The sequence below is a fragment of the Amycolatopsis sp. QT-25 genome (genome assembly GCF_029369745.1).
Lineage (GTDB): Bacteria > Actinomycetota > Actinomycetes > Mycobacteriales > Pseudonocardiaceae > Amycolatopsis.
Map to the genome: position 1 here is coordinate 5706532 of NZ_CP120210.1, position 25866 is coordinate 5732397.

Below are 25866 nucleotides of genomic sequence, written 5' to 3' on the forward strand. Positions count from 1 at the left end.
CATGGAGTTTCGACGTCTAGGCCGCAGCGGCCTCAATGTCAGTGAGATCTCGTACGGCAACTGGCTCACCCACGGGTCCCAGGTGGAAGAGGACCAGGCTCAGGCCTGCATCAAGGCGGCGCTCGACGCCGGTATCACGACCTTCGACACCGCCGACGTCTACGCGAACACGGCGGCCGAATCGGTGCTCGGCCGCGGACTGAAGGGCCTGCGCCGCGAAAGCCTGGAGATCTTCACCAAGGTCTACTGGCCGACCGGCCCCAAGGGCCCCAACGACCAGGGGCTCGGCCGCAAGCACATCATGGAGTCGGCGAACGCTTCGCTGAAGCGCCTCGGCACCGACTACGTCGACCTCTACCAGGCACACCGGTTCGACCGGACCGTCCCGCTCGAAGAGACGTTCCTCGCCTTCGCCGACCTGGTCCGCCAGGGCAAGGTGCTCTACGTCGGCGTTTCCGAGTGGACCGCCGAGCAGATCACCCAGGGCGCGGCGATCGCCCGCGAGCTCAAGGTGCCCCTCGTCTCGAACCAGCCGCAGTACAACGCGCTGTGGCGGGTCATCGAGGCGCAGGTCGTCCCGGCTTCCGAACGTGAGGGCCTCAGCCAGATCGTCTGGTCGCCGATCGCGCAGGGCGTGCTCACCGGCAAGTACAGGCCCGGTCAGCCACTGCCCGAAGGCTCCCGCGCGACCGACGAGAAGGGCGGCGCCGACATGGTCGCCCGCTTCCTCGACGACGACGTCCTCGAACGCGTCCAGCGGCTCCAGCCGATCGCGGACAAGGCGGGCCTGACGATGGCCCAGCTGTCCGTGGCGTGGGTGCTGCAGAACCCGAACGTGGCCTCGGCGATCATCGGCGCTTCGCGGCCGGAACAGGTGCACGAGAACGTCAAGGCGGCCGGTGTGAAGCTGGACGCCGATCTGCTCGCCGCGATCGACGAGGCCCTCGACGGCGTCACCGAGACCGACCCGACGCTGACCCGCTCGCCCTGATCCACCCTCGCAAGCAGGGGACTTGTCGCGGGCGTTTCTCCCGCGACAAGTCCCCTGCTTGCGTCAATCACCGTGCACGCGGGACTGATACGCGATCTGACCGTCGAGGTCGAGGGCGTCGGCGGGGGCGCGCAACGGATCGATTCCCAAGCCCCGCAACAACCTGCTCGCGCCGGCGACCCGGTCACCGGTCCGGCCGTCGAGCCGCTTCGGCCGGTGCCCTCGCTGGATCAGCAGGTCCTCGACGTCGTCGATCAGCCGGTACGGGTCGTAGACCTGCTGTTCAGGCATGGTCACCGCCGGGAATCCAGGTCTTCCCGGTGATCCGTTCGTAGACCTCGGTGTAGCGCTTGCGGGTCGCCTCGACGATCTCGTCCGGGATGGCGGGCCCGGGCGGTGTCTTGTCCCAGCCGGTGGTGGTGGACCAGTCGCGGACGAACTGCTTGTCGAACGCGTGCTGTGTCCGGCCGGGCTCGTAGTCGTCGGCAGGCCAGAACCGCGACGAGTCCGAGGTGAGGACCTCGTCCCCGAGCGTCAGCACGCCCTCGGCGTCGAAGCCGAATTCGATCTTGGTGTCGGCGATGATGATGCCGTGCTTCGCCGCGTGCTCCGCACCCTTGGTATAGACCTCGAGCGTCAGATCGCGGATGCGGTCCGCGGTCTCCTCGCCGATGTCGTTCACGACGTCGGCGAAGGTCATGAACTCGTCGTGGCCGGTGTCGGAGATCTTCGTGGTGGGCGTGAAGATCGGCTCGGGCAGCTTGTCGGCCTCGACGAGACCGGCGGGCAGTTCGACCCCGGAAACCTTGCCGACGCGCTGGTATTCGCGCATTCCGAGACCGGTGAGATAGCCGCGTGCGATGCATTCGACCTGGATCATCTTCAGCGGTTTGCAGCGCGTGGCGCGCCCGGCGAATTCGGCGGGGACGTCGGTCGTGGAGAGAACGTGGTTCGGCACCACGTCGGCCAGCTTTTCGAACCACCAGGCGGAAAGCTGGTTCAGCAGCGCGCCCTTGTCCGGGATCGGGGTCGGCAGCGAGACGTCGTAGACCGAAACGCGATCCGACGCGACGAGCAGAATGTCGCCGTCGACTTCGTAAAGGTCTCGGACCTTACCCGCGTGAATGTGCTTCATGCCCCGTCCTCGATGTCGTATTCGTAGAAAATCCAGTGGCCCGGCAAGGCCGCCGATTCGCCGTACTCGAGTACGTCTCCCTCGGCGGACAAGAACCTGTTGCGACTCAACAGAATCGCCGAACCTTCGGCCACCCTGAGTTCCGCCGCCTCCTCGGCACCCGCCAGCCCCGCGGCGTGCTGGGAATGGGTCGACGCCAGCACACGACCTGTCCGGTCCGCCACGTATTTGACCGTGCCTTCGACGATCCGCACCGGCTCGAACAGCAGCGGAGCCTTCGCCGCGACAGCGCCGTCGAACCACGAGACCGACGTCGACACCGGCCGGCCTTCGCCCGCATACGTGGTGCGCCGCCGCCGGATCACCGGGGTACCTTCATCGATTCCGAGCGCGCCCGCCACCCGGTCCGGTGCGGGCAGAAGGCCTGCTTCGCGGATTTTCGCGTAGTGGCCCGGCGGATAGACCTTGCCGGTTCGGGCGATCGAGATCGTCCGGTCGTGCGCGGAGCGGTGCAACGTCCTGGTCTGCACCACTGTCCCGATGCCGCGTACCGCGCGGACCAGACCTTCGGCGCGAAGTGTCGAAAGCACCTTCATCGCCGTCGCCATCGCGACGTTCCAGTTCCTGGCGATCTCCCGCGCGGACGGGACGGTGTCGCCTTCCTTGAGCCTGCCCGAAACGATGTCGTCGCGAATGCTTCCCGCGATCTGGAGATACGGCGGTTCAGGTCGATCGACGGCGGGCAAGGTGACTCCTCACAAGGTCGCGCGGTGCGCACAAGCGTTCTAGCACACCAATGGGCGAGCACCAAGGATCCTGCTCACACCCCATTATTACGTACCAATACAGATTCTGGACGGTGCTCTAGTACACCTGTTACTCTCCGCAGAGTTCCCGAAACCCGATAGGGGGCTCGATGAACCACCTGAGCATCGACGAACTGCTCGAAGAGCTTCGAAGACGCCGGTGGGTCGTCTACATCTTCGGCCCACGGGAGGAACCGGAGGTCTGTGCCGCGGTTTTCCAGTGGGACACCTGCGCGGACGTCCTCATTCTCCGCGGCGAGGAACGGGCGAGTGCCTTCCGGGTCACCACGCTGCCCGACACCGACGTCTTCCAGCCGGCGCTCGTCTCGTGGCAGTACCACTCGACGGCCGACTGGACGCTGCGCGCGGTGCTGACCATCCCGGCGCCGGGCGACGCCACCGCGCCGATCCAGTTGCTGCAACCACATCCGGACTGCGTCGTCCCGATGGAGGCGCGCCGGCCGGTCACCATCCTGCCCGCCATACCGACCAAGGCCGACCAGGGAGATCCCTAACCTCGGCCGATCACCTGCTCGGCGACAACGAGGTCGTGCGGGTAGGTGATCTTGAGGTTCTCCGCGCTGCCCGGAACCCACCGCACCGGCAGCGCGGAGAACCTTTCCATACACGAAGACGTGTCCGTGCCGACGAAACCTTCACGCTCGGCCGTTTCGTACGCCTCGAGCAACGGGGCGGCGCGGAAACCCTGCGGCGTCTGCACCCGGATCGCGCCGGGCAGCGCGCCGGAAACGGTGTCGCCGTCCACACGCACGATGTCGTCGGCCGCGACCCCGGGTACCGCTCCCCCGTGGCGCCGCGTGTCGGCGAGGACGTCCGCGATCAGTTCCGGGGTGACGAGCGGACGGGCCGCGTCGTGCAGCAGTACCGCGTCGATCTCGCCGCTTTCGATACGGGAAGTCAAGTGGCGCAAGGCGTTCAGTTCCGAACCCTGACGCGTCGCGCCGCCGTGGACGAGTTCGACCTCGTTCGGCTGCGCGGCCAGCACCTCCCGCGCGAGTGCGGTGTCCTGCGGCCGGATGACCAGCACGAGCACGTCGATACCGGGTACGCGGGCGAAGGCGTCGAGCGACCACGCGACGACCCGTTTGCCCGCCACCGGCAGATAGACCTTGTTGAGTTCGGCGCCGACACGGGTGCCCGCTCCGCTCGCGAGCACCACCCCGGCGGCCTTCGTCTGAGCCACAGGCAACTCTGGCACAGGCGGGTGGGTAGGTTGGGTCCGGCCACCGAAGCGATCCGAAGGGGCAGGGCGTTGGACGACGAAATCCTCGAGTTCGCCGAAGTCGAGCAGCCTGATGAACACGCGCGCTCGGCGGCGATCGCCTTGCACTCGAAACTGATCAAACCGGCCGGGTCACTGGGCAGGCTCGAAGAACTGGGCGTCTGGGTCGCGGCCTGCCAGGGCCAGTCGCCGCCGCGGCCGTTCACCCGGCCCCGGGTCGTGGTGTTCGCCGGAGATCACGGCGTCGCCGCGAAGGGCGTCTCGGCGTACCCGCGCGAGGTCACCGCTCAACTCGTCGGCAGCATGCTGACCGGCGGCGCGGCCATCAACGTGCTGGCCGCCTCGGCGGGCGCGAGCGTCCGCGTCGTCGACATGGCCGTCGACAGCGACGCCTCCGCCACGCGGTCGATCGGCGAGTTCAAGGTGCGGCGCGGGTCCGGCTCGATCGACGTCGAGGACGCGCTGACCGACGAGGAGGCGCGTGCCGCCGTCCGCGCGGGCCGGGCGATCGCCGACGCCGAGGTCGACGGCGGGGCCGACCTGCTCATCGCGGGCGACCTCGGGATCGGGAACAGCACCCCGGCCTCGGTACTGGTCGCGGCGCTGACCGGCAGCGAACCGGTGGCCGTCGTCGGCCGCGGTTCGGGCATCGACGACAAGGCCTGGATGCGCAAGGCCGCGGTGGTCCGTGACGCGCTGCGGCGGGCGAGGACCGTGCTGGCCGACCCGGTCGCGCTGCTGCGCACCGCCGCCGGCGCCGACATCGCCGCGATGGCCGGATTCCTCGCCCAGGCCTCGCTCCGGAAGACGCCGGTGATCCTGGACGGCCTGGTCGCCTCCGCGGCCGCGCTGGTCGCCGAAGAGCTCGTCCCCGGCGCGCGACAGTGGTGGGCCGCGGGCCAGCGCGGCGGCGAACCCGCGCACGCGCTGGCGCTGGAGCACCTCGACCTCGAGCCCATCCTCGATCTGGACGTGCGCCTCGGCGAGGGGACGGGCGCGGTCGCGGCGCTGCCGCTGGTGTTCATGGCGACGCGGGTGCTCGCGGAGATGGCCACGCACGAGCAGGCCGGGGTGAGCTTGCCGCTGATCGAGGCCCCCGCTTCCTGACGCGCTGTCCGCCGCCGTCCGCGTTCGGTTCCCTGACTGCGGGGTCGCCCCATCCCCTCGAGTGCCATGAAAGGTCCTTTCCTTGCAAATTTCGCAAGGAAAGGACCTTTCATGGCGCGCGCAGGGACCCGAAGGCGGCAGCTCAGCCCAGCGGGTACATCCAGCCTTCCGGCGCGGGCCGGGTGCCCTCCTGGATCCCGGTCAGCGCGCCGCGCAGCTTCATCGTCAGCTCGCCGGGCCGCCCGCCCGCGACGGAGAACTCGCCGCCCGCGTGCTTCACGTGCCCGACCGGGGTGATGACCGCCGCGGTGCCGCAGGCGAACACCTCGGTGAGCTCGCCGGAAGCCGCCGCCTTCTCCCACTCGTCGGTGGAGATGCGCCGCTCCTCGATCCGGTGCCCGAAGGACTTCGCCAGCTCCAGCAGCGACTTGCGGGTCACGCCCGGCAGCAGCGAGCCGGTCAGTTCCGGGGTCACGACGCGGGCCTCGTCGCCGGAGCCGAAGACGAAGAACAGGTTCATCCCGCCCATCTCCTCGACCCAGCGCCGTTCGACGGCGTCGAGCCACACGACCTGGTCGCAGCCCTTCTCCACGGCCTGCGCCTGCGCGACGAAGGACGCCGCGTAGTTGCCGGCGCATTTCGCCGCGCCGGTGCCGCCGGGGACGGCGCGCACGTACTCGGTCGAGAGCCACACGCTCACCGGTTTCACGCCACCGGAGAAGTACGAGCCCGCGGGCGAACCGATCAGCGCGTAGAGGTACTCGTTCGCGGGCCGGTTGACGCCGAGTCCGGCTTCGGTGGAGATCATGAACGGCCGCAGGTACAGCGACTCGCCCGGCTTCGTCGGGATCCAGCGGGAGTCGACCGCGACGAGTTCGCGGATCGAGTCGAGGAAGACCTCCACCGGCAGCTGGGGCATGGCGAGGCGCTCGGCCGAGTTGCGGAACCGGATCGCGTTCGCGTCGGGCCGGAACGCGGCGATCGTGCCGTCCGGCTGGCGGTACGCCTTGAGACCTTCGAAGATCGCTTGGCCGTAGTGCAGCACGGAGGTCGCCGGGTCGAGCGCCAGCGGCGCGTACGGCCCGACGGTGGCGTCGTGCCAGCCCTGCTCGGCGCTCCACTTCACGGTCACCATGTGGTCGGTGAAGTGCAGGCCGAAACCGGGGGCGGCCAATACGTCCGCGACGCGTTCCGGGCTCGCGGGGCTCGGGTGCGGGAGGTGGGTGAACTGCGTCGAGGTCGTCATGTCTAAGACGATAACGCTTGGTCGGACCCACGTTAGTCGGACGTCCGCATATCTTTACCGCCCGCGATCTGTCCGTCGGGACGACCACGCGGGGCCTCGCGCCCTCTAGGATGGTGGCGTGACGTTAAACCCCATGCAGCCCGCCCACCCGGCCAAGCCTGCCGGCTCCGGCGCGGGGGCCGACATCAAGACGTTCGCGACCGCGGTACTGCTGACCTTCGGCACCGGCGTGCTGATGATGGACGGTTGGGCCCTGCTGGAGAGCGGCTTCGGCGCGTTCCTCGGCCTGATCGCCGGCGGTTTCGGCATTTTCTGGTGGAAGAGCATCCACGGCAAGGTGTTCCCGCGCGGGCTGTCCACCAAGTCGGTGGTGATCCTCACGGTGATCAACGTCGTGCTGGTGCTGCTCCTGCTCCTCCAAGTGAGCTAAAGCAACCCCTCGGGGAGGGCGGGCGCGGGCCAGTCCGGCTCCGGACGGAAGTCGGTCCACGTCCCGTCGAAGGGGAAGCGCCCGGCGTCCGCGAGTGCTCCGATCCGCTCGCCCTCGGCGCGCAGCCGCTCGAGCTGACCGGCGGTGATGCGGCCGGCGAGGACGGCCTCTTCCGCCTCGTCCTCGTCCTTCCACCGCCAGCGTCCGCCGGGCTGGACGGCGACGTCGAGGATGCCGTCGATCCGGTCGGGCCCGGACGGCGTGCGCCCCAGCGGGACCTCGAGGTTGACGTACCAGTTCAGGAAGCGGCCCTCGGCGTCGAAGAACCACCAGACCGAAGACCATTCGTCGTCGGCGATGCGGCGCAGTGTCGAGGTGTCGCGCCAGAAATCGGCCACCCGCACCCTCGGCACCCGGAACCGCTCCGCCAAGGGCGCCTCACGGAAGAACCGCCCGTCGGCGAGCCTGCTGCCGATGATCGGGGTGTCCGCGGGCAGCCAGCCGAGCAGCACGGTGCCGTCGTCGGCGAGGACACGCAGCGGGTGGTGCTGGCCGATCGAGCCGTCCGGTCGCAGGAACCGTTCGACGACCGTGTCGCCCGGGGTCCAGAGAGGATCACGCACGCCTTGCACGGTACCGACGGGCGCGGACCCGCAGAACCAGTTCGGCGAGCGTTCCCACTCCCGCGAGCCCGAGGGCCACGACCGGCCCAGCGAAGGCGGCCGCGACGGCCACGATGAGTCCACAAGCGAGTGTCGCCTTCGGACGTTCCGGGGAAAGCCGCTCCCGGCCGTCGGTGAAGGCGTCCACCGCGACGGGCACCGTCGCCACGGCGACCACCACGGTCAGCACCGGCAGCAGCGAGACCGCGTCGGCCGCGGCCAGGAGTTCGCGGAACGACGTCGCGGAAAGCCCCAGCCGGACCGGTCCGAGCTGGTAGAGGGCGACGGCGGTGATCGCCACGGCCACGGCGCCCACCGCGGCCGCGCGGCCCGCGCCGGGACGGCGGGGCAGCAGGAACGGCAGCAGCACCAGCACGGCGAGGCCGAGTCCGGGTACGGACGGCGGGTCCGGTGCGATGAACTGCGCCAGGGGCGGGATGCCGACGCAGATCGCGATCAGGGACGCGGCCGCGGCCAGCGACAGCCCGGTGACCCAGCGCGCGGCGTGGTCACCGAGGCGGACCCCGGCCAGGTCGGCGACGGCCACGACGACGGCGAACACCGCGGCGGCGACATCCGGCGTGGCGGGAAAGAGGTACTGCCCGAACGTCGTCGCGAGGACCAAGACGAGCCCGAGCCGCGAAACGGAGCTCGCGATCCGCTCGGGCCGGGTGCCCCCCACCGGTGGCAGCAGCGCCTCGGCCGCGACGGCGAGCACGGTCGCGAACACGGCGGCGACGAGTACCCAGTAGTCCGCTCCGGACGTGCCCACCGCCAGTGCGATGAGCAGCCCGCCCGCCAGCCGCACGCCGTCTCCCTTCCTCCCGCATCGAGTGACCCGTCGGCCCCGCTGTTACCCCAGGTCCGACTGTCATTAGCATGGCTTACGATCCAACCGGGCGGCCGCCCGGTGTCACCGCGAACGCGCGAGGAGCCAGAAGTGACCGTGCCGAAGCTTGCCCTGACCGAAAACGCCGGAGCGGCGCTCGCCAAGACGCGCGCCGACGTCGTCGTCATCGGCACCCTGCAGGGCGAGGACGGCCTGGCGCTCGCCGCCGGCTCCTCCGTCGCCGATGCCGCCTTCGACGGCAAGCTCGCCGAAGTCCTCGGCACCCTCGGCGCGTCCGGCAAGGCCGACGAGGTCGTCAAGGTACCGACGCTGGGCAAGCTGCCCGCCGCCGTCGTACTGGCCGTCGGCCTCGGCAAGGCCGGCGCGGACGGCGTCACCGCCGAGCAGGTCCGCCGGGGAGCCGGTGCCGCCGCGCGGGCGCTGAACGGGACCGACCGCGCGTTCGTCACGCTGTCGGCGATCGACCTGCAGGCCGCCGTCGAGGGCACCGCGCTCGGCGCGTACTCCTTCACCGAGTACCGCTCCGAAAAGGGCGACGGCCCGCTCGCCAAGGTGGACTTCGTGAGCCCCGAAGAGGGCACCGCCAAGGACCACAAGGCGACGCTGAAGGCCGCCGGCCTGATCGCGGAGTCGGTGATCATCGCCCGCGACCTGATCAACACCCCGCCGAACGACCTGTTCCCGGCCTCCTTCGCCGACCGCGCGAAGACGCTGGCCGAGGCGAACGACCTCGACTTCGAGGTCCTCGACGAGAAGGCACTCAAGCGCAAGGGCTTCGGCGGCATCCTCGGCGTCGGCGGCGGCTCGTCGCGTCAGCCGCGCCTGCTGCGCGTCGCTTACAAGCCGTCGAAGGCCTCGAAGAAGGTCGCGCTGGTCGGCAAGGGCATCACCTTCGACTCGGGCGGCATCTCGATCAAGCCCGCCGCGAACATGGACCACATGACCTCGGACATGTCGGGCGCGGCCGCCGTGCTCGCCTCCGTGGTGCTGGCCGCGAAGCTGAGGTACCCGCTCGAGGTCGTCGCGCACATCCCGCTGGCGGAGAACCTGCCCTCGGCCACCTCGTACCGGCCGGGCGACGTGCTCAGCATGTACGGCGGCAAGACCGTGGAGGTGCTCAACACCGACGCCGAAGGCCGTCTCGTGCTGGCCGACGCGATCGTGCGCGCGGGCGAGGAGAACCCCGACTACCTGATCGAGACCTCGACCCTGACCGGCGCGCAGGTCGTCGCGCTCGGCAACCGCACCGCGGGCGTCATGGGCTCGGACGAGTTCCGCGACCGGATCGCTTCGATCGCGCAGGCGACCGGTGAAGGCGGCTGGGCGATGCCGCTGCCGGAGGAACTGCGCGCCGACCTCGACTCGCGCCTCGCCGACCTGGCCAACGTCACCGGGCACCGCTGGGGCGGCATGCTCGCCGCGGGCATCTTCCTGCGCGAGTTCGTCACCGAGGGCCTGCCCTGGGCGCACATCGACATCGCGGGCCCGTCGTTCAACACCGCCGGGCCGTGGGGCTACACCGGCAAGGGCGGCACCGGCGTCCCGGTCCGCACCATCGCCGCGGTCCTCGCGGACATCGCCGCGAACGGCTGACGCTTTCGAACGCTTGTGACGGCCCCCTTCCTGAGTGCTTCGGTACGGGAAGGGGGCTTTCACGCGCGTTGGGGGTGAAGCGCGGTGTCCTCGTCCGCCTGCGTCGGGCCAGACCGTGGCACGGATCGAACGCGACCTCATTTCCCCGGAGTGCCGCGCGCGAGCGCCGACCATCGCCGCGTCAGTCCGAAGTGGACGGTCGCTGACCGGATCCCGCGCGTTCGCGCCGCTTGCCCGGGAGTCCCGGAGCTCGACCGTCTATTATGGACAGAAGTCTCGATCCGCATTCCCCCGTCGACGCAAGGGCCCGATAATTGCCCGTGAGGCGGCGGGCGGTGCGCACCTCGTTGTGGCAAGGTCGGTTCCGTGGACAGGGACGCGTATCTCGAAGACGCGATCAGGGACGTGCTGAGCGGTGAAGACGCGACGCTCGACGACCGGATCGCCCACGCGGCGCTGCTGTTCGCCGTGTCCGGGGCGATGACGGAGGCCGACCGGCTGATCACGCATTGGCACGCGCTCACCGAACGGCCCGTCACCGCGCTCGTCCCCGGCGCCGTGCAGGCACGGGCGTGGGCGATGCTGTTCGAAGCGCGAGGGGCGCGGCCGGAGTGGGCCGCGGCGCTGACTCCGCTCGATCTGGACGCCGAGGAGCGCGCTCACGAGGAGTATCTCGCCCGGCGCGTGTCCGATCTCGACGGCCTGCTCGGCGGCTCCCCGATCGGCGAGGCCGTCTCCCGGTTCGGACCGTCGCGGCCGGATCGATCGCGGGAGGCCGTCGCGCGAGGCGACCTCGCGGCCTGGGCCGGGATCGCCTCGCGACAGGGGCGCCCGGACGTCGCCGTGCTCGCCGCGTCGAGACGGCTCGCGCCGCGGCTGCTCGCGGGGGCCGACCCCCTCGGGCTCGGCGGCTGGCCGGAGGTGTGTGCCGGGGCGCTGGTCGCGGCGCTGTACGAGCGTTATCCGCCGGAAACCGGATCATGGCGGGAGATGGTCGCGGGCATCCTCCGGCTTCGCGGCGGAGGCACCGCTCCCCCGGCGGCGTCACTCCGCACCATCGGCGCGGCCGAGGCGCGGCTCGGACTCCGTCTGCCCGACGACTACCGCGAATTCCTCCAGACCTGCGACGGCCTGCCCGCCGACGTCGTCTTCCCCCGGCTTCTCGGGACGGCGGAACTCCGCGCGGAGGGCGGCGTCGTCGTGATCGCGGACCCGGCCGTCGTGCTGCTCACCGCCGCCGGCGAACAGTGGCGGACGGTCGAGATCGACCCGGCACTGGGCACGACGGTGCACCCGACGTTCCGGGCGCTGCTGGAGCGGCACCTGCTGTTGCTGGCGCAAGCCTCGTGAGTGGCGATGAGGCTTCCTCTTGGGCACCTACCGCGTTTCCTTCATGAAGTACAGGAAGGCCCCCTTCCTGTACCTAGGCGGAAGGAGGGGGACCGTCCTGTACTGGGTACCCGGCTGGTGGCGGGTGAGCGAATCTGCCGCAGCACGGGCCGAGCCAAGGAGCCGTGAGTGGCGTCCCTCCAGTCACGCGCGTCGTCCATCGGAGCACATGTGCCGACCATCCAGTCACGCGAGACCGACCCGAGCCAAGGGGTCGTGAGTGCCGATGGGGTGCTGACCCGAATCGCCACTCACGACCACCGCGCGTCAGGCTTCGCCGCGTTTCTTACGCTCCGTGTACTCCCGCATCCTTTTCGGGTAGCCGACTCTGGCGACCTCGTACACGGGGATCGACCGTTTGCGACCGAACTGCTGGGCCGCGTCCAGGCTCTCGATCCGGCGCCTGGTCCACTCACCGTCATGGGCGATGAGGACGACGGTGGTCTCCGTGACGTTGGTCTTGGGCTCCACATAGGCCTCGACACCGGTCCGTGAAGAGGCCCACTCTTCGAGATGCTTGAAGTCGTTCGAAGAGGCTTTTCGCAGCGTACCGGGCTTCTGCCCGCCTTTGGAGCGCCGGCGCAGCGAGTCGAACAGACCCACTCCGACCACCTCACTTCCCACTCGTGTCCGGCGTCCATTATCCCGACCCTGGCGTGTGCTCCCCGTGGCGACCCGCGCGGGCCGTGTCCCGTGGGTCACAGGACGCGGCCTAGGTCGCAGGCTCTCCACCCGTAGTGACAAGATGGCAAGTGTCCGCGCGCGCGTATACCGCGCGAAGCGGCGCCAGAGCTCCACCCCTACCGCCTGCCGAGGAGTTATTGAAGTGACCGACACCTCCGCCGACCTTGTGATCCTGGGTGGCGGATCGGGCGGCTACGCCGCCGCGTTCCGCGCGGCCGAGCTGGGCCTTTCCGTCACCCTGATCGAAAAGGACAAGCTTGGCGGGACGTGCCTCCACCGAGGCTGCATCCCGACCAAGGCCCTCCTCCACGCGGCGGAGGTCGCCGACGAGACCCGCGACGCCGAGACGTTCGGTGTCAAGGCCGTGCTGGAAGGCATCGACATCGCCGGGGTCAACAAGTACAAGGACGGGATCGTCTCCCGCCTGTACAAGGGCCTCCAGGGCCTGGCCAAGGCGCACAAGGTGAACCTCGTCGAGGGCACCGGAACGTTCGTCGGCGGTACGACCGTCGAGGTCGAAGGCACCCGCTACACCGGCAAGAACGTCATCCTCGCCACCGGCTCGTACTCGAAGACGCTGCCCGGCCTCGAGCTGGGTGGCCGCATCATCGCGAGCGAGCAGGCGCTTTCGCTGGACTACATCCCGAAGAAGGTCATCGTCCTCGGCGGTGGTGTCATCGGTGTCGAATTCGCGTCCGTGTGGGCGTCCTTCGGCGTCGACGTCACCATCGTGGAGGCGCTGCCCCGCCTGGTCCCGAACGAGGACGAGTACGCGTCCAAGCAGCTCGAGCGCGCTTTCCGTCGTCGCAAGATCGGCTTCAAGACCGGTGTCCGGTTCACCGGCGCCAAGCAGGACGACAACGGTGTGAGCGTGTCGCTGGAGTCCGGCGAGACGCTGGAAGCCGACCTGCTGCTGGTCGCCGTGGGCCGCGGCCCGAACTCGGCCGGGCACGGGTACGAGGAGGCAGGCGTCAAGATGGAGCGCGGTTTCGTCCTCACCGACGACCGCCTGCGCACCAACCTGCCGAACGTCTACGCCGTCGGCGACATCGTTCCCGGCCTGCAGCTCGCGCACCGCGGCTTCCAGCAGGGCATCTTCGTCGCGGAAGAGATCGCCGGCCAGGAGCCGCGCGTGATCGACGAGAGCGGCATCCCGCGCGTCACCTACTCGCACCCCGAGGTCGCTTCGGTCGGCCTCACCGAGTCGCAGGCCAAGGAGAAGTACGGCTCCGACGTCACCACCTTCACCTACGACCTCGGCGGCAACGGCAAGAGCCAGATCCTCAAGACCTCCGGTGGGGTCAAGCTGATCAAGGCCCCGGAAGGGCCGGTCGTCGGCGTGCACATGGTGGGCGACCGCGTCGGCGAGCTGATCGGCGAAGCACAGCTGATCTACAGCTGGGAGGCGTTCCCCGAGGACGTGGCTCCCCTCATCCACGCGCACCCCACCCAGACCGAGGCCCTCGGTGAAGCGTTCCTCGCCCTCGCGGGCAAGCCGCTGCACGTCCACAGCTGACGTCTCACCGTCGAAGAAACAGACCAAGCAAGACATATCAAGGGAGTCAGCGAACGATGGCCTACTCCGTCACGTTGCCGGAGCTCGGTGAGAGCGTCACCGAGGGCACCGTCACCCGGTGGTTGAAGCAGGAGGGCGACACCGTCGAGGTCGACGAGCCGTTGCTCGAGATCTCCACGGACAAGGTCGACACCGAGGTCCCGTCCCCGGTCGCCGGCAAGGTCGTGAAGATCAGCGCGCAGGAAGACGAGACCGTCGAGGTCGGCGGCGAGCTCGCCGTCATCGACGACGGGACCGGCGGGGTGCCGGAGTCCTCCGGTTCCGCCGAGCCCGCCTCCGAAGAGGCGCAGCCCGAACCCGAGCCGGAGCCCGCGCAGGAGGAGGCTTCCGCGCCGTCCAAGCCGGACACCGCGCCGGCCTCGGATGGTGAAGGCACCGAGGTGAAGCTGCCCGAGCTGGGCGAGAGCGTCACCGAAGGCACCGTCACCCGGTGGCTCAAGCAGGTCGGTGACAGCGTCGAGGTCGACGAGCCGCTGCTCGAGATCTCCACGGACAAGGTCGACACCGAGGTCCCGTCCCCGGTCGCCGGCACCGTGCTGGAGATCCGCGCCGGCGAGGACGAGACCGTCGAGGTCGGCGGTGTGCTCGCGGTGATCGGTGCCGCCGGTTCCGCCCCGGCGCCGAAGGCCGAGGAGAAGAAGCCCGAGCCCAAGCCGGAACCCAAGCCCGAGCCCGAGCCCGAGCCCGAGCCGGAACCCAAGCCCGAGCCGAAGCCCGAACCCAAGGCCGAAGCGGCTCCCGCGCCGAAGCCGGAACCCAAGCCCGAACCCAAGGCCGAGGTCCCGAAGCCGGCGGCGAGCAGCGACAACGGTTCGGACAACGCGCCGTACGTGACGCCGCTGGTCCGCAAGCTCGCTTCCGAGCACGGCATCGACCTGTCGTCGCTGACCGGCAGCGGTGTCGGTGGCCGCATCCGCAAGCAGGACGTGCTCGCGGCCGCCGAGGCCAAGCAGAAGGCCGCCCCGGCTCCCGCCGAGCAGCCCGCCGAGCAGCCCGCTGCCGCCGCCCCGGCTCCCGCCGCCGCCCCGTCGGCTCCGCGCAAGGCTGCGGTTTCGCCGGAGCTCGCCGCGCTGCGCGGCACCGTGCAGAAGGCCAGCCGGATCCGTCAGATCACCGCCACGAAGACCCGCGAGTCGCTGCAGATCTCCGCGCAGCTCACGCAGGTCCACGAGGTGGACGTCACGAAGATCGCCAAGCTTCGCCAGCGGGCGAAGGCGGCCTTCAAGGAGCGCGAGGGCGTCAACCTGACGTTCCTGCCGTTCTTCGCGAAGGCCACCGTCGAGGCGCTCAAGCAGCACCCGAACGTCAACGCGTCCTACAACGAGGACACGAAGGAGATCACTTACCACGGTGCGGTGCACCTGGGGATCGCGGTGGACACCGAAAAGGGTCTGCTGTCGGTGGTCGTCCACGACGCGGGTGAGCTCAGCCTCGCCGGTCTCGCGCACCGCATCGCCGACCTGGCGGGCCGCGCGCGTTCGGGCCAGATCAAGCCGGACGAGCTGTCGGGTGGCACCTTCACGATCACGAACATCGGCTCCAACGGCGCCCTGTTCGACACGCCGATCATCGTGCAGCCGCAGTCCGGCATGCTCGGGACCGGCGCGGTCGTGAAGCGCCCGGTCGTGATCGCGGACGCCGACGGCAACGACACGATCGCCGTCCGGTCGATGGCGTTCCTGCCGCTGACCTACGACCACCGCCTGGTGGACGGGGCCGACGCGGGCCGCTTCGTCACGACGATCAAGCAGCGTCTGGAAGAGGGCAACTTCGAGGACGAGCTCGGTCTCTGATCCTTCCGTGGTCCGTGAAGGCCCTCGTCCCGCTTCGGCGGGGCGAGGGCCTTCCTCTTTCTCCGCAATTCGTCACCTGCTTGCGGTGGCCGGCATCACGAACCACCGCAAGCAGGTGACGAATTGCGCGAGGTTCCTCTAGTATTCCGAAATTACGGAATACTAGAGCGAGGAGGTCACCCATGCTGACGAGACGCCATCTGCTGGCCGGTGCCGTTGCGGGATCGGCGGCGTTGCTGCTGCCGGGCACCGCGAGCGCGACCCAGCCGGACACGACGACCGGACAGGGCTGGCTGGACTGGATCGCCGCCCACCGGCGCGATGTCTCCGTCCTGATCGACGACGGCGCGGGACGCCGCGCCGCACGCAACGCCGACGTCCGGCGCGTGCTGGCGTCGTCCGTCAAGGTCGTGCAGCTCAGCGCGTACGCCGTCGCGGTCACCGAGGGCGGGCTCGACCCGAACGAACAGATCCGCGTCGGCGACTGGGACGCCCACCACCCCTTCGTCGCCGACGGCCGCGCGCATTTCCAGGCGCTCAACTGGCTGGGCGTCCCTTGCGACGACTACGGCATCGCCAAGGATCCCGAACAGCGTGTCCCCCTGGCCAGGCTCGCCGAAGCGATGATCTTCTTCAGCGACAACGCCGCCGCGGACTATCTCCGCACCCGTCTCGGCGATCCCGCCCTTCAGCGCGCGGCGGCGCGGGGCGGCTGGCCGAGGCCGGACACCCGCTCGTTCGGCGGCGAGGTCCTGATGCTGATGATGCCGGAGTACGCGCCCCCGCCCGGCAGCCCGGTCGCCATCCGGCGGGCGCTGGGCGACGCGGTCGCACGCCGGTTCGTCCGCGATCCGCGGTTCCGCGCCGAAGCCTTCGAGCGCTGGCCGCATATGCCGGGTACCTCCGACGCCCAATGGCCGTGGATCAAGGGGCACGGCCAAGGCTCGGCGTCGGAACTGTTCTCGCTTCACCGCAGTATCGCGAAGGGCCTTTACACGCCCGCGCGCGAGATCCTCGCGCAACCGCTTTCGGACCGCGTACCGCCCGGAGCGAGCGAAGTGCTCTTCAAGGGCGGAAGCATGCCGCGCTCACTGACCATCGGGCTCTCCGTCCGCTGGCCGGGCGGACGGTCGGGTACGGCGGCGGTCCTGCTCACCGGCGTGAGCGACCAGGACATGGGGAACGCTCTGCCGCTCATCGACCTCGTGCTCGAGGCGCTGTCCGACCCGGCGCGGTTCACCGCCCTGGAACGAGCGCTCCGCTGACCACGGTATAGACAACCGGTATGAACGCTGAGCTCGCCGATCGGATCGCCGCCCTCGAAGCCCGGGTCGCCGCGCTCGAGAACAAGCACTCTCCGGACCAGGCCGGACCGGCGGCGAGCCCCGGCGGTCTGGTCGGCTACCACGGCCGGCTGACCGAGCCGCTCGAACTGAGCTGGGCGATCGACGTCACGCCCGGCCCGGTGCTGGCGTTCCCGGACGGGCCGCGGGTCGAAGTGCTCGCGGCCCTGTCCAGCACCGCGCGGGTGGCGCTCGTGCGGACGCTGGCCGAGAAGGGCGCGCAGACCGCGCCCGCCCTTCAGGAAGCCGCCGAACTCGGGTCTCCGGGCCAGCTGTACCACCACCTCAAGGCACTGACCGGGGCCGGAATCGTCGAGCAGGACAAACGCGGCAGCTACCGGCTCCGTCCCGCCGCGACGATCCCGGTGCTGGTGCTGCTCACCGCCGCCGCCGACGTCGCCGGGCAGCTGAAGAATCTGAGCGTGCGGCCGGATCGCGGATAGGACACGATCGCAGCATGCGAGTTCTGATCGCGGGCGCGAGCGGGCTGATCGGCACCTCCCTGACGACACGGTTACGCCGGTCCGGACACGAAGTGGTCCGCCTCGTGCGCCGGGAGGAGCGGGCGTCCGACGAACGCCGCTGGGATCCCCCGGCCGGGGAGATCGCCGACGGCGCGCTCGACGGGGTCGGCGCCGTGGTGAACCTGGCGGGCGCGCCGCTGCTGCCGGGGCGCTGGAGCGCGGCCCGCAAACAGGTGCTCGTCGACAGCCGGGTCGAACCGACCGAGGTACTCGCGGAAGCGGTCGCCGAGCACGGAATCCCGGTGCTGGTCAACGCCTCCGCCGTCGGCTACTACGGCGACCCCGGTCCGTCCCTTGTGGACGAATCGAGTCCGGTGGGAGACGGCTTCCTCGCCGGGCTCTGCACCGCTTGGGAGGGCGCCACCGAACCCGCGGTCACCGCGGGTGCCCGGGTCGTCCGCGTCCGCACCGGATTGGTGCTCGCGCGCGAGGGCGGGCTCCTGGACGTCCTGCGCCCGCTGTTCCGCTGGGGACTCGGCGGGAAACTCGGCGACGGCAAGCAGTACATGCCCTGGATCTCGCTCGAAGACGAGGTCGGCGCGATCGTCTTCGCGCTGGAGAACGAATCCCTGTCCGGCCCGGTGAACCTCTGCGGACCGCGGCCCGTCACGAACGCCGCCTTCACGAAGGCCTTGGGCCGTGCCGTGCACCGGCCGGCGATCTGGCAGGTGCCGGGTTTCGCCATGAAGATCGCCCTCGGACAGGCGGCCGAGGAGATGGCGCTGTTCGGGCAGCGCGCCCTGCCCCGGGTACTGGAGGAGGCGGGTTACGAGTTCCGCCACTCGACCCTCGAAGACGCGCTGACCGCCGCGACATGACCGTGCGGCGCGGCCTGTACACCCTCGCCGGGACGCTGCTGCTGATCGGCTTCGTCACGCTCGGGCTGCTCGTCGACAAGCGGCCGCCGCCGGTGGACGTCGCCCTCGCCGACGCGTTCCGCGGCCAGCACACCCAGGTCGCCGGGCAGGTGGCGGGCCTGGTCACGAACGTCCTCGGCCCGGTCCTGCCGTTCGCGCTGGGCGCGGTGCTGGCGGTGCTCGCCTGGCGCCGCCGGGACCTGACCGCGTTGTGCGTCAAACTGGCCGTTGTCCTCTTGTCGTGCCGGATGACCAGCTTGCTCGCGAAACCGCTCTTCTACCGGGAACGGCCTCGCGCATTCCCCGATCTGAGCTATCCGAGCGGACACGTGGTCTCCGTCGCGTGCACCGGGTTCGTCGCGGTGCTGCTGTGCGCGTGGACCCGGCCGCGGCTGGCGCGGCTCGCGATCGCGATCGCCGCCGCGGCGACGGTGCTCGGTGCCCTCTGCCGCATCGTGCTGGGTGTGCACTGGCTGACCGACACCGCGGGTTCCGTACTCGCCGTGGGCGGGGTCGGCCTGATTTCGGCGGCCGGGCTGGGCCTGCTCCCCCTGCCGCAAGACCGGGCGTAGTGTCGCTGACGTGAGCTCTTCGACCACGTCATGCCGCGCCTCCACCGAGCCCGTCGACGTCCGCGAGATCGGGACGATCGACTACACCGAAGCCTGGGAACTCCAGCGAAAGCACGTGACAGCCCGTGCCGACGGTGACGGCCCGGACACCATGCTGCTGCTGGAGCACCCGTCGGTGTACACCGCGGGCAAGCGCACCGAAGCCGAGGACCGGCCGACGGACGGCACCCCGGTGATCGACGTCGACCGCGGCGGCAAGATCACCTGGCACGGGCCCGGCCAGCTGGTCGGCTACCCGATCGTCAAACTCGCCGACCCGATCGACGTCGTGCACTACGTCCGTCGTCTCGAAGAGGCCCTGATCACCGTCTGCGATCAGCTCGGCGTGCGCACCGGCCGGGTCGAGGGCCGCAGCGGCGTCTGGATCCCGGCCGACGACCGCGGCGTCGAGCGGAAGATCGCCGCGATCGGCATCCGCGTCCAGCGCGGCGTGACCATGCACGGTTTCGAGCTGAACTGCAACGCCGACCTGGGCGCCTTCGACAAGATCGTTCCGTGTGGCATCCGGGACGCGGGCGTGACGTCGCTCTCCTACGAGCTCGGCCGCGAGGTCACTGTGGCTTCCGTACTGCCGATGGCGCGTGAAGCCGTGCTCGCCGCTTTGGAAGGCGACCTGCCGGTGGACGACGAGCGCTGGCTGGCACGCCCCGAGGCGCCCGCGGCCCCCGGCGTCACTTTCGCTCTGCGGAACTGACCGTTGTGCCAAACTCCTTGCAGGGTCCCGGAAACACCGTGGGCCCACGGGGAGGAAAGATGCGGAGATTCGCGTACGTCCTGACGGCCGCGGCCGTGGTGGGCGGGCTGCTCACCTCGCCCGGCATCGCGTCGGCGGTGCCCCCGGGCTGCTGGACCGAGACCAACGGCTCGACCTGGGCCGCCGGCTTCTGCCCGAGCGGGACCTACCAGGTCGTCGTCCAGTACTGCCGGGTGCACTGCACCAGGGAAGAGGGCTACCCGGCGGTGAACGGCAACCCTTCGGGCGTCTCGTTCGGTCCCGGCGGCTCCATCGCCAGCGTGGACGTCGAGTACGTCTGAGAAGTACATGAAGGCCCCCTTCCTTGCACCTGGCGCAAGGAAGGGGGCCTTCATGTACTCAGTCCAGCTGAGGAGCGACCTCGGAAGCGATCAACTCGACCTGGTCCAGATCCGAGAGGTCCAGCAGTTGCAGGTACAGCCGGGTGATGCCGGTCTTCTCCCGCCACTGCCCGATCTTGTCGACGATTTCCGACGGCGTCCCCGCGAGTCCGTTCTCCCGCAGCTCCGCGACCTCTCGGCCGAGCACGTCGGCGCGCTTCGCGACCTCGGCCTCGTCGCGGCCCACGGCGACGACGAGCGCCGCCGAGCGAAGGATCTCCTCGGGGTCGCGGCCGAGCTGGCGGGCGGCCTCGTCGACGCGGCCGAACTGCTCGGCGGCGAAGTCGGGCCTCACGAACGGCAGGTTGAACTCGTCCGCGTACCGGGCGGCGAGTGCCGGGGTGCGCTTCTTGCCGCTACCCCCGATGATCACCGGCGGCCGGGGCCGCTGCGCCGGCTTGGGCAACCCCGGCGAGTCGACGAGCCGGTAGTGCTCGCCGTCGAAGGAGAACGTCTCCCCTTCCGGTGTCCCCCACAGGCCGGTGACGACGGCCAGCTGCTCGGCGTAGCGGTCGAAACGCTCCTTGATCGGCGGCAGGTCGAGGCCGTAGGCGGTGTGCTCGTCGTCGTACCAGCCCGAGCCGAGGCCGAGTTCGACGCGCCCACCGGACATCTGGTCCACCTGCGCGACCGAGATCGCCAGCACCGACGGATGCCGGAAGGTGGCGGCGGTGACGAGGGTGCCCAGGCGGACACGGCTGGTCTCACGGGCGAGACCCGCGAGGGTGATCCACGCGTCGGTCGGCCCGGGCAGGCCGGTCGCCGAACCCATTTTCAGGTAGTGGTCGCTGCGGAAGAAGGCGTCGTAACCCGCGTCCTCGGTGGCCTTGGCCACCCGGAGCAGGTCTTCGTAACTGGCCCCCTGCTGGGGCTCGGTAAAGATCCTGAGGTCCACGCCGCCACCCTAGCCAGGGCGCGGTCAGCTCGCCTTCCCGTGCTCGGCGGCCGGCACCCGGCGGAATCCCACCAGCAACCGCACCAGGACCTCCTCGACCTGGGCGCTGACCTTCTTCGGCTCCGGCGAACTCGCGATCTCGATGGCGGCGCTCGACAGCGCGCCGAACAGCAGCCGCGCGGTGACGTCCACCGGGACCTCGTCGACCTCGCCGACCTCGATGAGCGACTGGATCCCGGTGCGGACCAGGCCGAAACTGCACCGTTCCTCCGCCTCGCGCCAGCGTTCCCAGCCCATCACCACCGGCGCCTCGTGGATGGCGATGCGCTGATACGCCGGGTCGAGGCAGCTCTGCAGGAAACCGCGCAACCCCGACAGCGCCCGCTCCCACGGCGAGGCGGGGCCGTTCATGATCTTTTCGAGCCGGTCGAAGACCTGGCTCTCGACCGTGTCGAAGGCAGCCTCGAAAAGCGCCTGCTTCCCACTGAAATGGTGGTAGAGCGCGCCCTTCGTCACCCTGGCCCGCTTGGCGATCTCGTCGAGAGACGTGCCGGCGTATCCGCGTTCGGTGAACAGCTCCACGGCACTCTCGACGAGTGCCGACCGGGTGGACTCGGAATAGTCCAGCCGCCTTGACCTCATTGTCGCCACCTTCACAACTTTACGCCGCCGGCCTCGCTCCATACTCATGGTATGTTGGCTGCGCCAGGCCCGTACCGGGAGTATGTCGCAAACCTGCGGTATGACCGGGTCGCGGAGGGGAGCCCACATCATGAGCTGGAACGACTTCTACCGGCGGCGCGACATCCTCGAAGCCGCACTGCGCCAGGCGGGTCACCACCCGTCCGACGCGATCTCACTCGAAGAAATCCCTGGCGCCACCCAGTACTTCGCCACCGAGGAGGAGCTTCTGCTCGCGCTTCGGTACAAGTGGACCCAGGTGTTCGCCGGTCAGCTCCGCGCCGAGACGACCGACCCGGACTACGCCGACCAAGACCTCGCGCTCGACCGGGTCGAAGCCGTCACCCGCGCCTGGAACAGTGCCGTCGCCGAACACGAGACCCTCCGCGCCGTTCTCGACGCGGCCCTCGAACGGTGCCCCGCGCTGCTCCCGTCGCACGAGGCCGAACTGCGTACTCTCGCGTTGACGGCGGGGCTGGCCGACGGCAGGGAACCGGCCGCGGAGATCACCAAGGTCGGCAGCGCGTTCGCCACCCTGCTCCGGCACGGACGGCACGCGAAGCCCGCCCGTCGCCGCAGCCCCATGGGGCACCTGCTCCGGTTGCTCGCGCCGAGCGCCTGATCCGGCATGGCGGGGTGGGCGGCGATGTAGTTAGGTACCGACATGGCTGCTCACACGCGCTGGACCGAGGCCGACATCCCGGATCAGACCGGCCGGACCGTGTTCGTCACGGGGGCGAACTCAGGGCTCGGGCTGCGCATGTCCGAGGTGCTCGCGGGCAAGGGGGCCCGCGTGCTGCTCGGCTGCCGTTCACCGGAGCGCGGCGCCAAGGCGCTGGAGCAGGTGCGCGCGGCGGCGACCGGGGAAGCGCCCGAACTCGTCCGGCTGGACCTCGCCGACCTCGACTCGGTTCGCGAAGCCGTGAAGAAGGTCCAGGACCTGACGGGCGGCAAGCTCGACGTCCTGGTCAACAACGCGGGCGTGATGGCGACTCCGCGCGGTCACACCAAGGACGGCTTCGAGACCCAGTTCGGCACGAATCATCTCGGGCACGCGGTGCTGACCTGGCTGCTCATGCCGTCGTTGCGCGACGGCTCGGGAGCGCGGGTCGTGACCTTGTCGAGTGTCGCGGCGACAGGTGCGCGCATCGACGTCGCCGACCCGAACTTCGAACGCCGGATGTACAACCCCGGTTCGGCCTACGGCCAGTCGAAACTCTCCAATCAGGTGTTCGCGCTCGAACTCGACCGCAGGCTGCGCGCCGCGGGTGAGGACGTCCTCAGTGTGGCGGCGCACCCCGGCTACACGTGGACCGGACTCGGTTCCGGAATGGCCCGCTCCTACCGCAACCCCGTGGTGCGCGCGCTCGTCGGCGCGGGCAACCGGATCTGCGAGATCTTCGCCGCCCAGAACGTCCGCCAGGGCACGCTCCCGCAGTTGTTCGCGGCGACCGCCCCCGAGGTCGAAGGCGGCGACTACATCGGCCCGCGCGGACTCGGCGGACTTCGCGGCGCCCCGGTCAAGGTGCGCCCTCTGCCGGCCGCGAGAAGCGAATCGCTCGGTGCCGCGTTGTGGGACGTGACCACCAAGTTGACGGGCGCCACCCCCGACCCCGCGTGAGCGACGACCACCGCTCCGGCGGGCGTAGGGTGACGGGGTGAGTGCTGCCCCAGATGGCCGCAAGCTGTTGCGGCTCGAGGTTCGGAATTCCCAGACCCCGATCGAGAAGAAGCCGTCGTGGATCAAGACTCGGGCGCGGATGGGGCCGGAGTTCACCGAGCTCAAGGGTCTGGTCAGGCGTGAGGGCTTGCACACTGTGTGTGAGGAGGCGGGTTGTCCCAATATTTATGAGTGCTGGGAGGACCGTGAGGCGACGTTTTTGATTGGTGGGGATCAGTGCACGCGTCGGTGTGATTTTTGTCAGATCGACACCGGTAAGCCCGCTGAGCTGGATCGCACCGAGCCGTGCAAGGTCGCCGAGAGTGTGCAGGCGATGGGTTTGCGTTATTCGACGGTGACCGGTGTGGCGCGTGATGATCTGGAGGATGGTGGTGCGTGGCTGTATGCGGAGACCGTGCGTCAGATTCACGCGTTGAATCCGGGTACGGGTGTGGAGTTGTTGATCCCGGATTTCCATGCCGTTCCTGGTCAGTTGGCTGAGGTGTTCGGTTCGCGGCCTGAGGTGCTGGCGCACAATGTGGAGACGGTGCCGCGGATTTTCAAGCGGATTCGGCCGGGTTTCCGGTATGCGCGGTCGTTGGAGGTGATCACGCGGGCTCGTGAGGCTGGTTTGGTGACGAAGTCGAATCTGATCCTGGGGATGGGTGAGACGCCGGAGGAGGTGGCTCCGGCGATGAGGGATCTGGTCGAGGCGGGGTGTGAGATCCTCACGATCACCCAGTACCTGCGGCCCTCGCCTCGGCATCACCCGGTGGACCGGTGGGTCAAGCCGGAGGAGTTCGTGGAACATTCGCAGGCGGCCGAAGCGTTGGGGTTCGCGGGTGTGATGGCGGGGCCGCTGGTTCGTTCGTCGTATCGGGCCGGTCGCTTGTTCGCGCAGACGAAGGCTCACCGCGGTGAAGCGCTGTCGGAGAACCTGGCCCACCTCGCCGCCGAAGGACCCGCCGCCCAAGAAGCCAGCTCACTGCTGGCGCGGTGACTCCGGTCACCCTCTCCGCGACCTCACCACCCACCAGATCACGGATCAGTAAAGTGACCTGGTGGCGTTGGTAACCGATCTTCTCAATTGGCTGCAGAGTCTCCCGGAACCGGGACTGGTCGCGGCGACCGGCGGACTGGTGTTCGCCGAATGCACCATCGGGCTCGGCTTCATCGCACCCGGTGAATCGGGGTTGCTGATCGCGGCCACGACGGCGACGTCGGTCTCCCGGTTCCTGACCCTGTGGGCCGTCGTGACGGTCTGCGCCGCACTCGGCGACTCGCTCGGCTACGCGATCGGCAAACGCTTCGGCCCACGCCTGCGCGAGACGAAGCTGATCCGCAAGTACGGCCTCGACGCCTGGGACAAGGCCACGGGTGTGCTCGAACGACGAGGTGCCTGGGCGGTGTTCTTCGCGCGGTTCCTCCCGGTGATCCGCACGCTGACCCCGGCGGCGTCCGGGACGTCGGGGCTGCCGTTCCGCAAGTTCCTGCCCGCCGCCGCGGCGGGCGCGGCCTGCTGGTCGGCCATCCACATCGGCATCGGCGCCGCCCTCGGCGAGGCCGCCAAGAAGGTCGAAGGTGTGCTCAACACCGGCGGCCTGGTGATCGTCGGGGTGCTGGTGGGGGTCGCCGTGTTCTTCCTAATGCGCTACAAGAAGAAGAAAGCGCTCGCCGCCGTCCCGGTCGAAGACGCCACTCCCGCGAAGGTCGGCGCGGAAGACTAGATTCCGGGTATGGCCGCCTTGAACCTGCCCCAGCCGATCGGTTTCGTCTTCGGTGGCGGCGGCAGTCTCGGCGCCATGCAGGTCGGGATGTTGCGGGCCCTCACCGAAAGCGGCATCGCCCCCGGCCTCGTCGCCGGCACCTCGGTGGGTTCGCTGAACGCCGCCGTCCTCGCACTCGAAGGTGCGGCGGGTGCCCGGCTGGACCGGATCTGGTCCCGGATGACGCGGCACGAGGCGTTCCCGGGCGGCGTGCTCAGCCAGGTGCGGACCCTGCGGCACAGCAAGACCCACCTGTTCCCCAACACCGGCCTCGCCGCGATCGTCGACGAGCACCTCGGCGAGGGCGTCCGCTTCGAGGATCTCGCGCTGCCGCTGGGCGTCGTCGCGACCGACGTCGACACCGCCGAGCCGCTGCTCATCCGCTCCGGGCCCGTTCTGGCGCCCCTGCTGGCCAGCTGTGCGATCCCGGGAATCTATCCGCCGGTGCCGTTCGGGGAGCGCATGCTCTACGACGGCGGCCTGGTCGCCAACGTGCCGATGCGCCAGGCACTCGACATGGGGGCGAAATCGCTCGTCGTCCTCGACTGCGCCTTCCCCGGCAAGATGCCCGGCGCCCCGCAGACCTTCGCCGAGGTGATGATGTTCACCGCGATGATCAGCATGCGGAACCAGGCCGTGCTGGAGGCGCCCATCGCGGCGGCCGAGGTGCCCGTGGTCTACGTGCCGGGGCCGAAGCCGGTGCGGGTCAGCCCGCTGGACTTCAGTCACACCACGACTCTCGTCGCCGAGGCTTATGCGGCCGCGAAGACCTATTTGGGTGAATTGAGCGTCGATGGCCCCGGACTTTATGGTGCTCCCGGTCTCGTCGTGGCCTGACAGGCAACCATCCGGCAGCGATCACGTCCTCT

The 25866-nt window shown here is 69.7% G+C and carries 29 protein-coding genes; 19 read left to right on the plus strand and 10 right to left on the minus strand.

Annotation, left to right across the window (positions count from 1 at the left end; translation table 11 throughout):
* Position 1 precedes the first annotated feature (1 nt).
* Positions 2 to 991, plus strand: coding sequence for an aldo/keto reductase family protein (locus P3102_RS26430; RefSeq protein WP_276362648.1), 990 nt, complete (start codon positions 2 to 4; stop codon positions 989 to 991).
* Between the two features lie 63 nt (positions 992 to 1054).
* Here P3102_RS26430 and P3102_RS26435 read toward each other — a convergent pair whose 3' ends face one another.
* The 3 genes from P3102_RS26435 to P3102_RS26445 are packed head-to-tail and all read right to left on the minus strand — an operon-like array spanning position 1055 to position 2872.
* Complete coding sequence (locus tag P3102_RS26435) at positions 1055 to 1282, minus strand: hypothetical protein (protein WP_276362650.1); 228 nt, start codon at positions 1280 to 1282, stop codon at positions 1055 to 1057.
* Positions 1275 to 2126: a phosphoribosylaminoimidazolesuccinocarboxamide synthase gene (locus P3102_RS26440; protein WP_276362651.1), complete on the minus strand. Its 852-nt coding sequence runs from the start codon at positions 2124 to 2126 to the stop codon at positions 1275 to 1277. The genes P3102_RS26435 and P3102_RS26440 overlap by 8 nt, the downstream gene beginning before the upstream one ends.
* Positions 2123 to 2872 carry a GntR family transcriptional regulator gene (locus tag P3102_RS26445; RefSeq protein WP_276362653.1) on the minus strand — a complete coding sequence of 250 codons (750 nt, stop codon included), beginning with the start codon at positions 2870 to 2872 and terminating at the stop codon, positions 2123 to 2125. Before P3102_RS26445 ends, P3102_RS26440 begins: the two co-directional genes overlap by 4 nt.
* 170 nt (positions 2873 to 3042) lie before the next feature.
* On the opposite strand from P3102_RS26445, the gene P3102_RS26450 reads away from it, so the two are divergent.
* Positions 3043 to 3447, plus strand: a complete 405-nt coding sequence (locus tag P3102_RS26450; RefSeq protein ID WP_276362654.1) for a hypothetical protein — start codon at positions 3043 to 3045, stop codon at positions 3445 to 3447.
* Here P3102_RS26450 and P3102_RS26455 read toward each other — a convergent pair.
* Positions 3444 to 4112, minus strand: coding sequence for an IspD/TarI family cytidylyltransferase (locus P3102_RS26455; protein WP_276371359.1), 669 nt, complete (start codon positions 4110 to 4112; stop codon positions 3444 to 3446). The genes P3102_RS26450 and P3102_RS26455 overlap by 4 nt on opposite strands.
* A gap of 93 nt (positions 4113 to 4205) precedes the next feature.
* Between P3102_RS26455 and cobT the strand changes: the two genes are divergently transcribed.
* Positions 4206 to 5282, plus strand: coding sequence for a nicotinate-nucleotide--dimethylbenzimidazole phosphoribosyltransferase (gene cobT / locus P3102_RS26460; RefSeq protein WP_276362655.1), 1077 nt, complete (start codon positions 4206 to 4208; stop codon positions 5280 to 5282).
* 142 nt (positions 5283 to 5424) lie between these two features.
* On the opposite strand, the gene P3102_RS26465 is transcribed toward cobT, so the two are convergent.
* Entirely contained in the window at positions 5425 to 6528 is a 1104-nt protein-coding gene (locus P3102_RS26465) for a branched-chain amino acid aminotransferase (protein ID WP_276362657.1), read from the minus strand.
* A gap of 118 nt (positions 6529 to 6646) precedes the next feature.
* Here P3102_RS26465 and P3102_RS26470 point away from each other — a divergent pair, with 118 nt between their 5' ends.
* Positions 6647 to 6958, plus strand: coding sequence for a hypothetical protein (locus P3102_RS26470; RefSeq protein WP_276362659.1), 312 nt, complete (start codon positions 6647 to 6649; stop codon positions 6956 to 6958).
* Here P3102_RS26470 and P3102_RS26475 read toward each other — a convergent pair.
* Both P3102_RS26475 and P3102_RS26480 read right to left on the minus strand, forming a co-directional pair.
* Positions 6955 to 7581 (minus strand): DUF402 domain-containing protein, encoded by a 627-nt coding sequence (locus P3102_RS26475; RefSeq protein ID WP_276362660.1) that lies wholly within the window; start codon positions 7579 to 7581, stop codon positions 6955 to 6957. The two genes, P3102_RS26470 and P3102_RS26475, sit on opposite strands and share 4 nt — an antisense overlap.
* On the minus strand, positions 7574 to 8428 hold the full coding sequence (locus P3102_RS26480; protein ID WP_276362662.1) for a hypothetical protein: 855 nt from the start codon (positions 8426 to 8428) through the stop codon (positions 7574 to 7576). Before P3102_RS26480 ends, P3102_RS26475 begins: the two co-directional genes overlap by 8 nt.
* A gap of 132 nt (positions 8429 to 8560) precedes the next feature.
* Between P3102_RS26480 and P3102_RS26485 the strand changes: the two genes are divergently transcribed.
* Both P3102_RS26485 and P3102_RS26490 read left to right on the plus strand, forming a co-directional pair.
* Entirely contained in the window at positions 8561 to 10063 is a 1503-nt protein-coding gene (locus P3102_RS26485; protein WP_276362663.1) for a leucyl aminopeptidase, read from the plus strand.
* 366 nt (positions 10064 to 10429) lie between these two features.
* Positions 10430 to 11413: an SMI1/KNR4 family protein gene (locus P3102_RS26490; RefSeq protein ID WP_276362665.1), complete on the plus strand. Its 984-nt coding sequence runs from the start codon at positions 10430 to 10432 to the stop codon at positions 11411 to 11413.
* 306 nt (positions 11414 to 11719) lie between these two features.
* On the opposite strand, the gene P3102_RS26495 is transcribed toward P3102_RS26490, so the two are convergent.
* Complete coding sequence (locus P3102_RS26495; protein ID WP_125787941.1) at positions 11720 to 12064, minus strand: oxidoreductase; 345 nt, start codon at positions 12062 to 12064, stop codon at positions 11720 to 11722.
* A gap of 214 nt (positions 12065 to 12278) precedes the next feature.
* Between P3102_RS26495 and lpdA the strand changes: the two genes are divergently transcribed.
* The 8 genes from lpdA to P3102_RS26535 all read left to right on the plus strand — a co-directional run bounded on the left by lpdA (position 12279) and on the right by P3102_RS26535 (position 19896).
* Positions 12279 to 13652, plus strand: coding sequence for a dihydrolipoyl dehydrogenase (gene lpdA, locus P3102_RS26500; protein ID WP_125794825.1), 1374 nt, complete (start codon positions 12279 to 12281; stop codon positions 13650 to 13652).
* A gap of 56 nt (positions 13653 to 13708) precedes the next feature.
* On the plus strand, positions 13709 to 15505 hold the full coding sequence (sucB, locus tag P3102_RS26505) for a 2-oxoglutarate dehydrogenase, E2 component, dihydrolipoamide succinyltransferase (protein WP_276362667.1): 1797 nt from the start codon (positions 13709 to 13711) through the stop codon (positions 15503 to 15505).
* Between the two features lie 182 nt (positions 15506 to 15687).
* Positions 15688 to 16770, plus strand: a complete 1083-nt coding sequence (locus tag P3102_RS26510) for a serine hydrolase (RefSeq protein ID WP_276362668.1) — start codon at positions 15688 to 15690, stop codon at positions 16768 to 16770.
* 20 nt (positions 16771 to 16790) lie between these two features.
* Positions 16791 to 17291: a helix-turn-helix domain-containing protein gene (locus P3102_RS26515; protein WP_276362670.1), complete on the plus strand. Its 501-nt coding sequence runs from the start codon at positions 16791 to 16793 to the stop codon at positions 17289 to 17291.
* Positions 17292 to 17305: 14 nt separating this feature from the next.
* Positions 17306 to 18190, plus strand: a complete 885-nt coding sequence (locus P3102_RS26520) for a TIGR01777 family oxidoreductase (protein ID WP_276362671.1) — start codon at positions 17306 to 17308, stop codon at positions 18188 to 18190.
* The gene (locus P3102_RS26525) at positions 18187 to 18801 is read left to right on the plus strand and encodes a phosphatase PAP2 family protein (protein WP_276362673.1); all 615 of its coding nucleotides are present in this window, start codon (positions 18187 to 18189) and stop codon (positions 18799 to 18801) included. Before P3102_RS26520 ends, P3102_RS26525 begins: the two co-directional genes overlap by 4 nt.
* 10 nt (positions 18802 to 18811) lie before the next feature.
* The gene (gene lipB / locus P3102_RS26530) at positions 18812 to 19555 is read left to right on the plus strand and encodes a lipoyl(octanoyl) transferase LipB (protein WP_276362674.1); all 744 of its coding nucleotides are present in this window, start codon (positions 18812 to 18814) and stop codon (positions 19553 to 19555) included.
* A gap of 59 nt (positions 19556 to 19614) precedes the next feature.
* Positions 19615 to 19896: a hypothetical protein gene (locus P3102_RS26535; protein WP_276362675.1), complete on the plus strand. Its 282-nt coding sequence runs from the start codon at positions 19615 to 19617 to the stop codon at positions 19894 to 19896.
* Between the two features lie 58 nt (positions 19897 to 19954).
* Here the strand turns inward: P3102_RS26535 and P3102_RS26540 are convergent, their stop codons facing one another.
* Both P3102_RS26540 and P3102_RS26545 read right to left on the minus strand, forming a co-directional pair.
* A complete protein-coding gene (locus P3102_RS26540; protein WP_276362676.1) occupies positions 19955 to 20890 on the minus strand; it encodes an LLM class F420-dependent oxidoreductase in 936 nt (311 codons plus the stop codon).
* Between the two features lie 24 nt (positions 20891 to 20914).
* Complete coding sequence (locus P3102_RS26545; RefSeq protein ID WP_276362677.1) at positions 20915 to 21532, minus strand: TetR/AcrR family transcriptional regulator; 618 nt, start codon at positions 21530 to 21532, stop codon at positions 20915 to 20917.
* A gap of 130 nt (positions 21533 to 21662) precedes the next feature.
* Here P3102_RS26545 and P3102_RS26550 point away from each other — a divergent pair, with 130 nt between their 5' ends.
* The 5 genes from P3102_RS26550 (at position 21663) to P3102_RS26570 (ending at position 25834) form a co-directional block, all read left to right on the plus strand.
* Positions 21663 to 22193, plus strand: coding sequence for a hypothetical protein (locus tag P3102_RS26550; protein ID WP_276362678.1), 531 nt, complete (start codon positions 21663 to 21665; stop codon positions 22191 to 22193).
* A 42-nt stretch (positions 22194 to 22235) separates the two neighbouring features.
* Positions 22236 to 23192: an oxidoreductase gene (locus P3102_RS26555; RefSeq protein ID WP_276362679.1), complete on the plus strand. Its 957-nt coding sequence runs from the start codon at positions 22236 to 22238 to the stop codon at positions 23190 to 23192.
* 37 nt (positions 23193 to 23229) lie between these two features.
* Positions 23230 to 24231 (plus strand): lipoyl synthase, encoded by a 1002-nt coding sequence (gene lipA, locus P3102_RS26560; RefSeq protein ID WP_276362680.1) that lies wholly within the window; start codon positions 23230 to 23232, stop codon positions 24229 to 24231.
* Positions 24232 to 24292: 61 nt separating this feature from the next.
* Positions 24293 to 24958: a DedA family protein gene (locus P3102_RS26565; RefSeq protein WP_276362681.1), complete on the plus strand. Its 666-nt coding sequence runs from the start codon at positions 24293 to 24295 to the stop codon at positions 24956 to 24958.
* Positions 24959 to 24967: 9 nt separating this feature from the next.
* Entirely contained in the window at positions 24968 to 25834 is an 867-nt protein-coding gene (locus P3102_RS26570) for a patatin-like phospholipase family protein (protein ID WP_276362682.1), read from the plus strand.
* Positions 25835 to 25866 lie beyond the last annotated feature (32 nt).

Excerpts from the sequence above, each read along its gene's own strand:
- P3102_RS26570 (WP_276362682.1), top strand. The coding sequence starts at position 24,968 with ATGGCCGCCTTGAACCTGCCCCAGCCGATCGGTTTCGTCTTCGGTGGC.
- P3102_RS26535 (WP_276362675.1), top strand. The coding sequence starts at position 19,615 with ATGCGGAGATTCGCGTACGTCCTGACGGCCGCGGCCGTGGTGGGCGGG.
- P3102_RS26430 (WP_276362648.1), top strand. The coding sequence starts at position 2 with ATGGAGTTTCGACGTCTAGGCCGCAGCGGCCTCAATGTCAGTGAGATC.
- sucB (WP_276362667.1), top strand. The coding sequence starts at position 13,709 with ATGGCCTACTCCGTCACGTTGCCGGAGCTCGGTGAGAGCGTCACCGAG.
- P3102_RS26510 (WP_276362668.1), top strand. The coding sequence starts at position 15,688 with ATGCTGACGAGACGCCATCTGCTGGCCGGTGCCGTTGCGGGATCGGCG.
- P3102_RS26435 (WP_276362650.1), bottom strand. The coding sequence starts at position 1,282 with ATGCCTGAACAGCAGGTCTACGACCCGTACCGGCTGATCGACGACGTC.
- P3102_RS26555 (WP_276362679.1), top strand. The coding sequence starts at position 22,236 with ATGGCTGCTCACACGCGCTGGACCGAGGCCGACATCCCGGATCAGACC.
- P3102_RS26465 (WP_276362657.1), bottom strand. The coding sequence starts at position 6,528 with ATGACGACCTCGACGCAGTTCACCCACCTCCCGCACCCGAGCCCCGCG.
- P3102_RS26545 (WP_276362677.1), bottom strand. The coding sequence starts at position 21,532 with ATGAGGTCAAGGCGGCTGGACTATTCCGAGTCCACCCGGTCGGCACTC.
- P3102_RS26515 (WP_276362670.1), top strand. The coding sequence starts at position 16,791 with ATGAACGCTGAGCTCGCCGATCGGATCGCCGCCCTCGAAGCCCGGGTC.
- P3102_RS26550 (WP_276362678.1), top strand. The coding sequence starts at position 21,663 with ATGAGCTGGAACGACTTCTACCGGCGGCGCGACATCCTCGAAGCCGCA.
- P3102_RS26520 (WP_276362671.1), top strand. The coding sequence starts at position 17,306 with ATGCGAGTTCTGATCGCGGGCGCGAGCGGGCTGATCGGCACCTCCCTG.
- P3102_RS26450 (WP_276362654.1), top strand. The coding sequence starts at position 3,043 with ATGAACCACCTGAGCATCGACGAACTGCTCGAAGAGCTTCGAAGACGC.
- P3102_RS26440 (WP_276362651.1), bottom strand. The coding sequence starts at position 2,126 with ATGAAGCACATTCACGCGGGTAAGGTCCGAGACCTTTACGAAGTCGAC.
- P3102_RS26525 (WP_276362673.1), top strand. The coding sequence starts at position 18,187 with ATGACCGTGCGGCGCGGCCTGTACACCCTCGCCGGGACGCTGCTGCTG.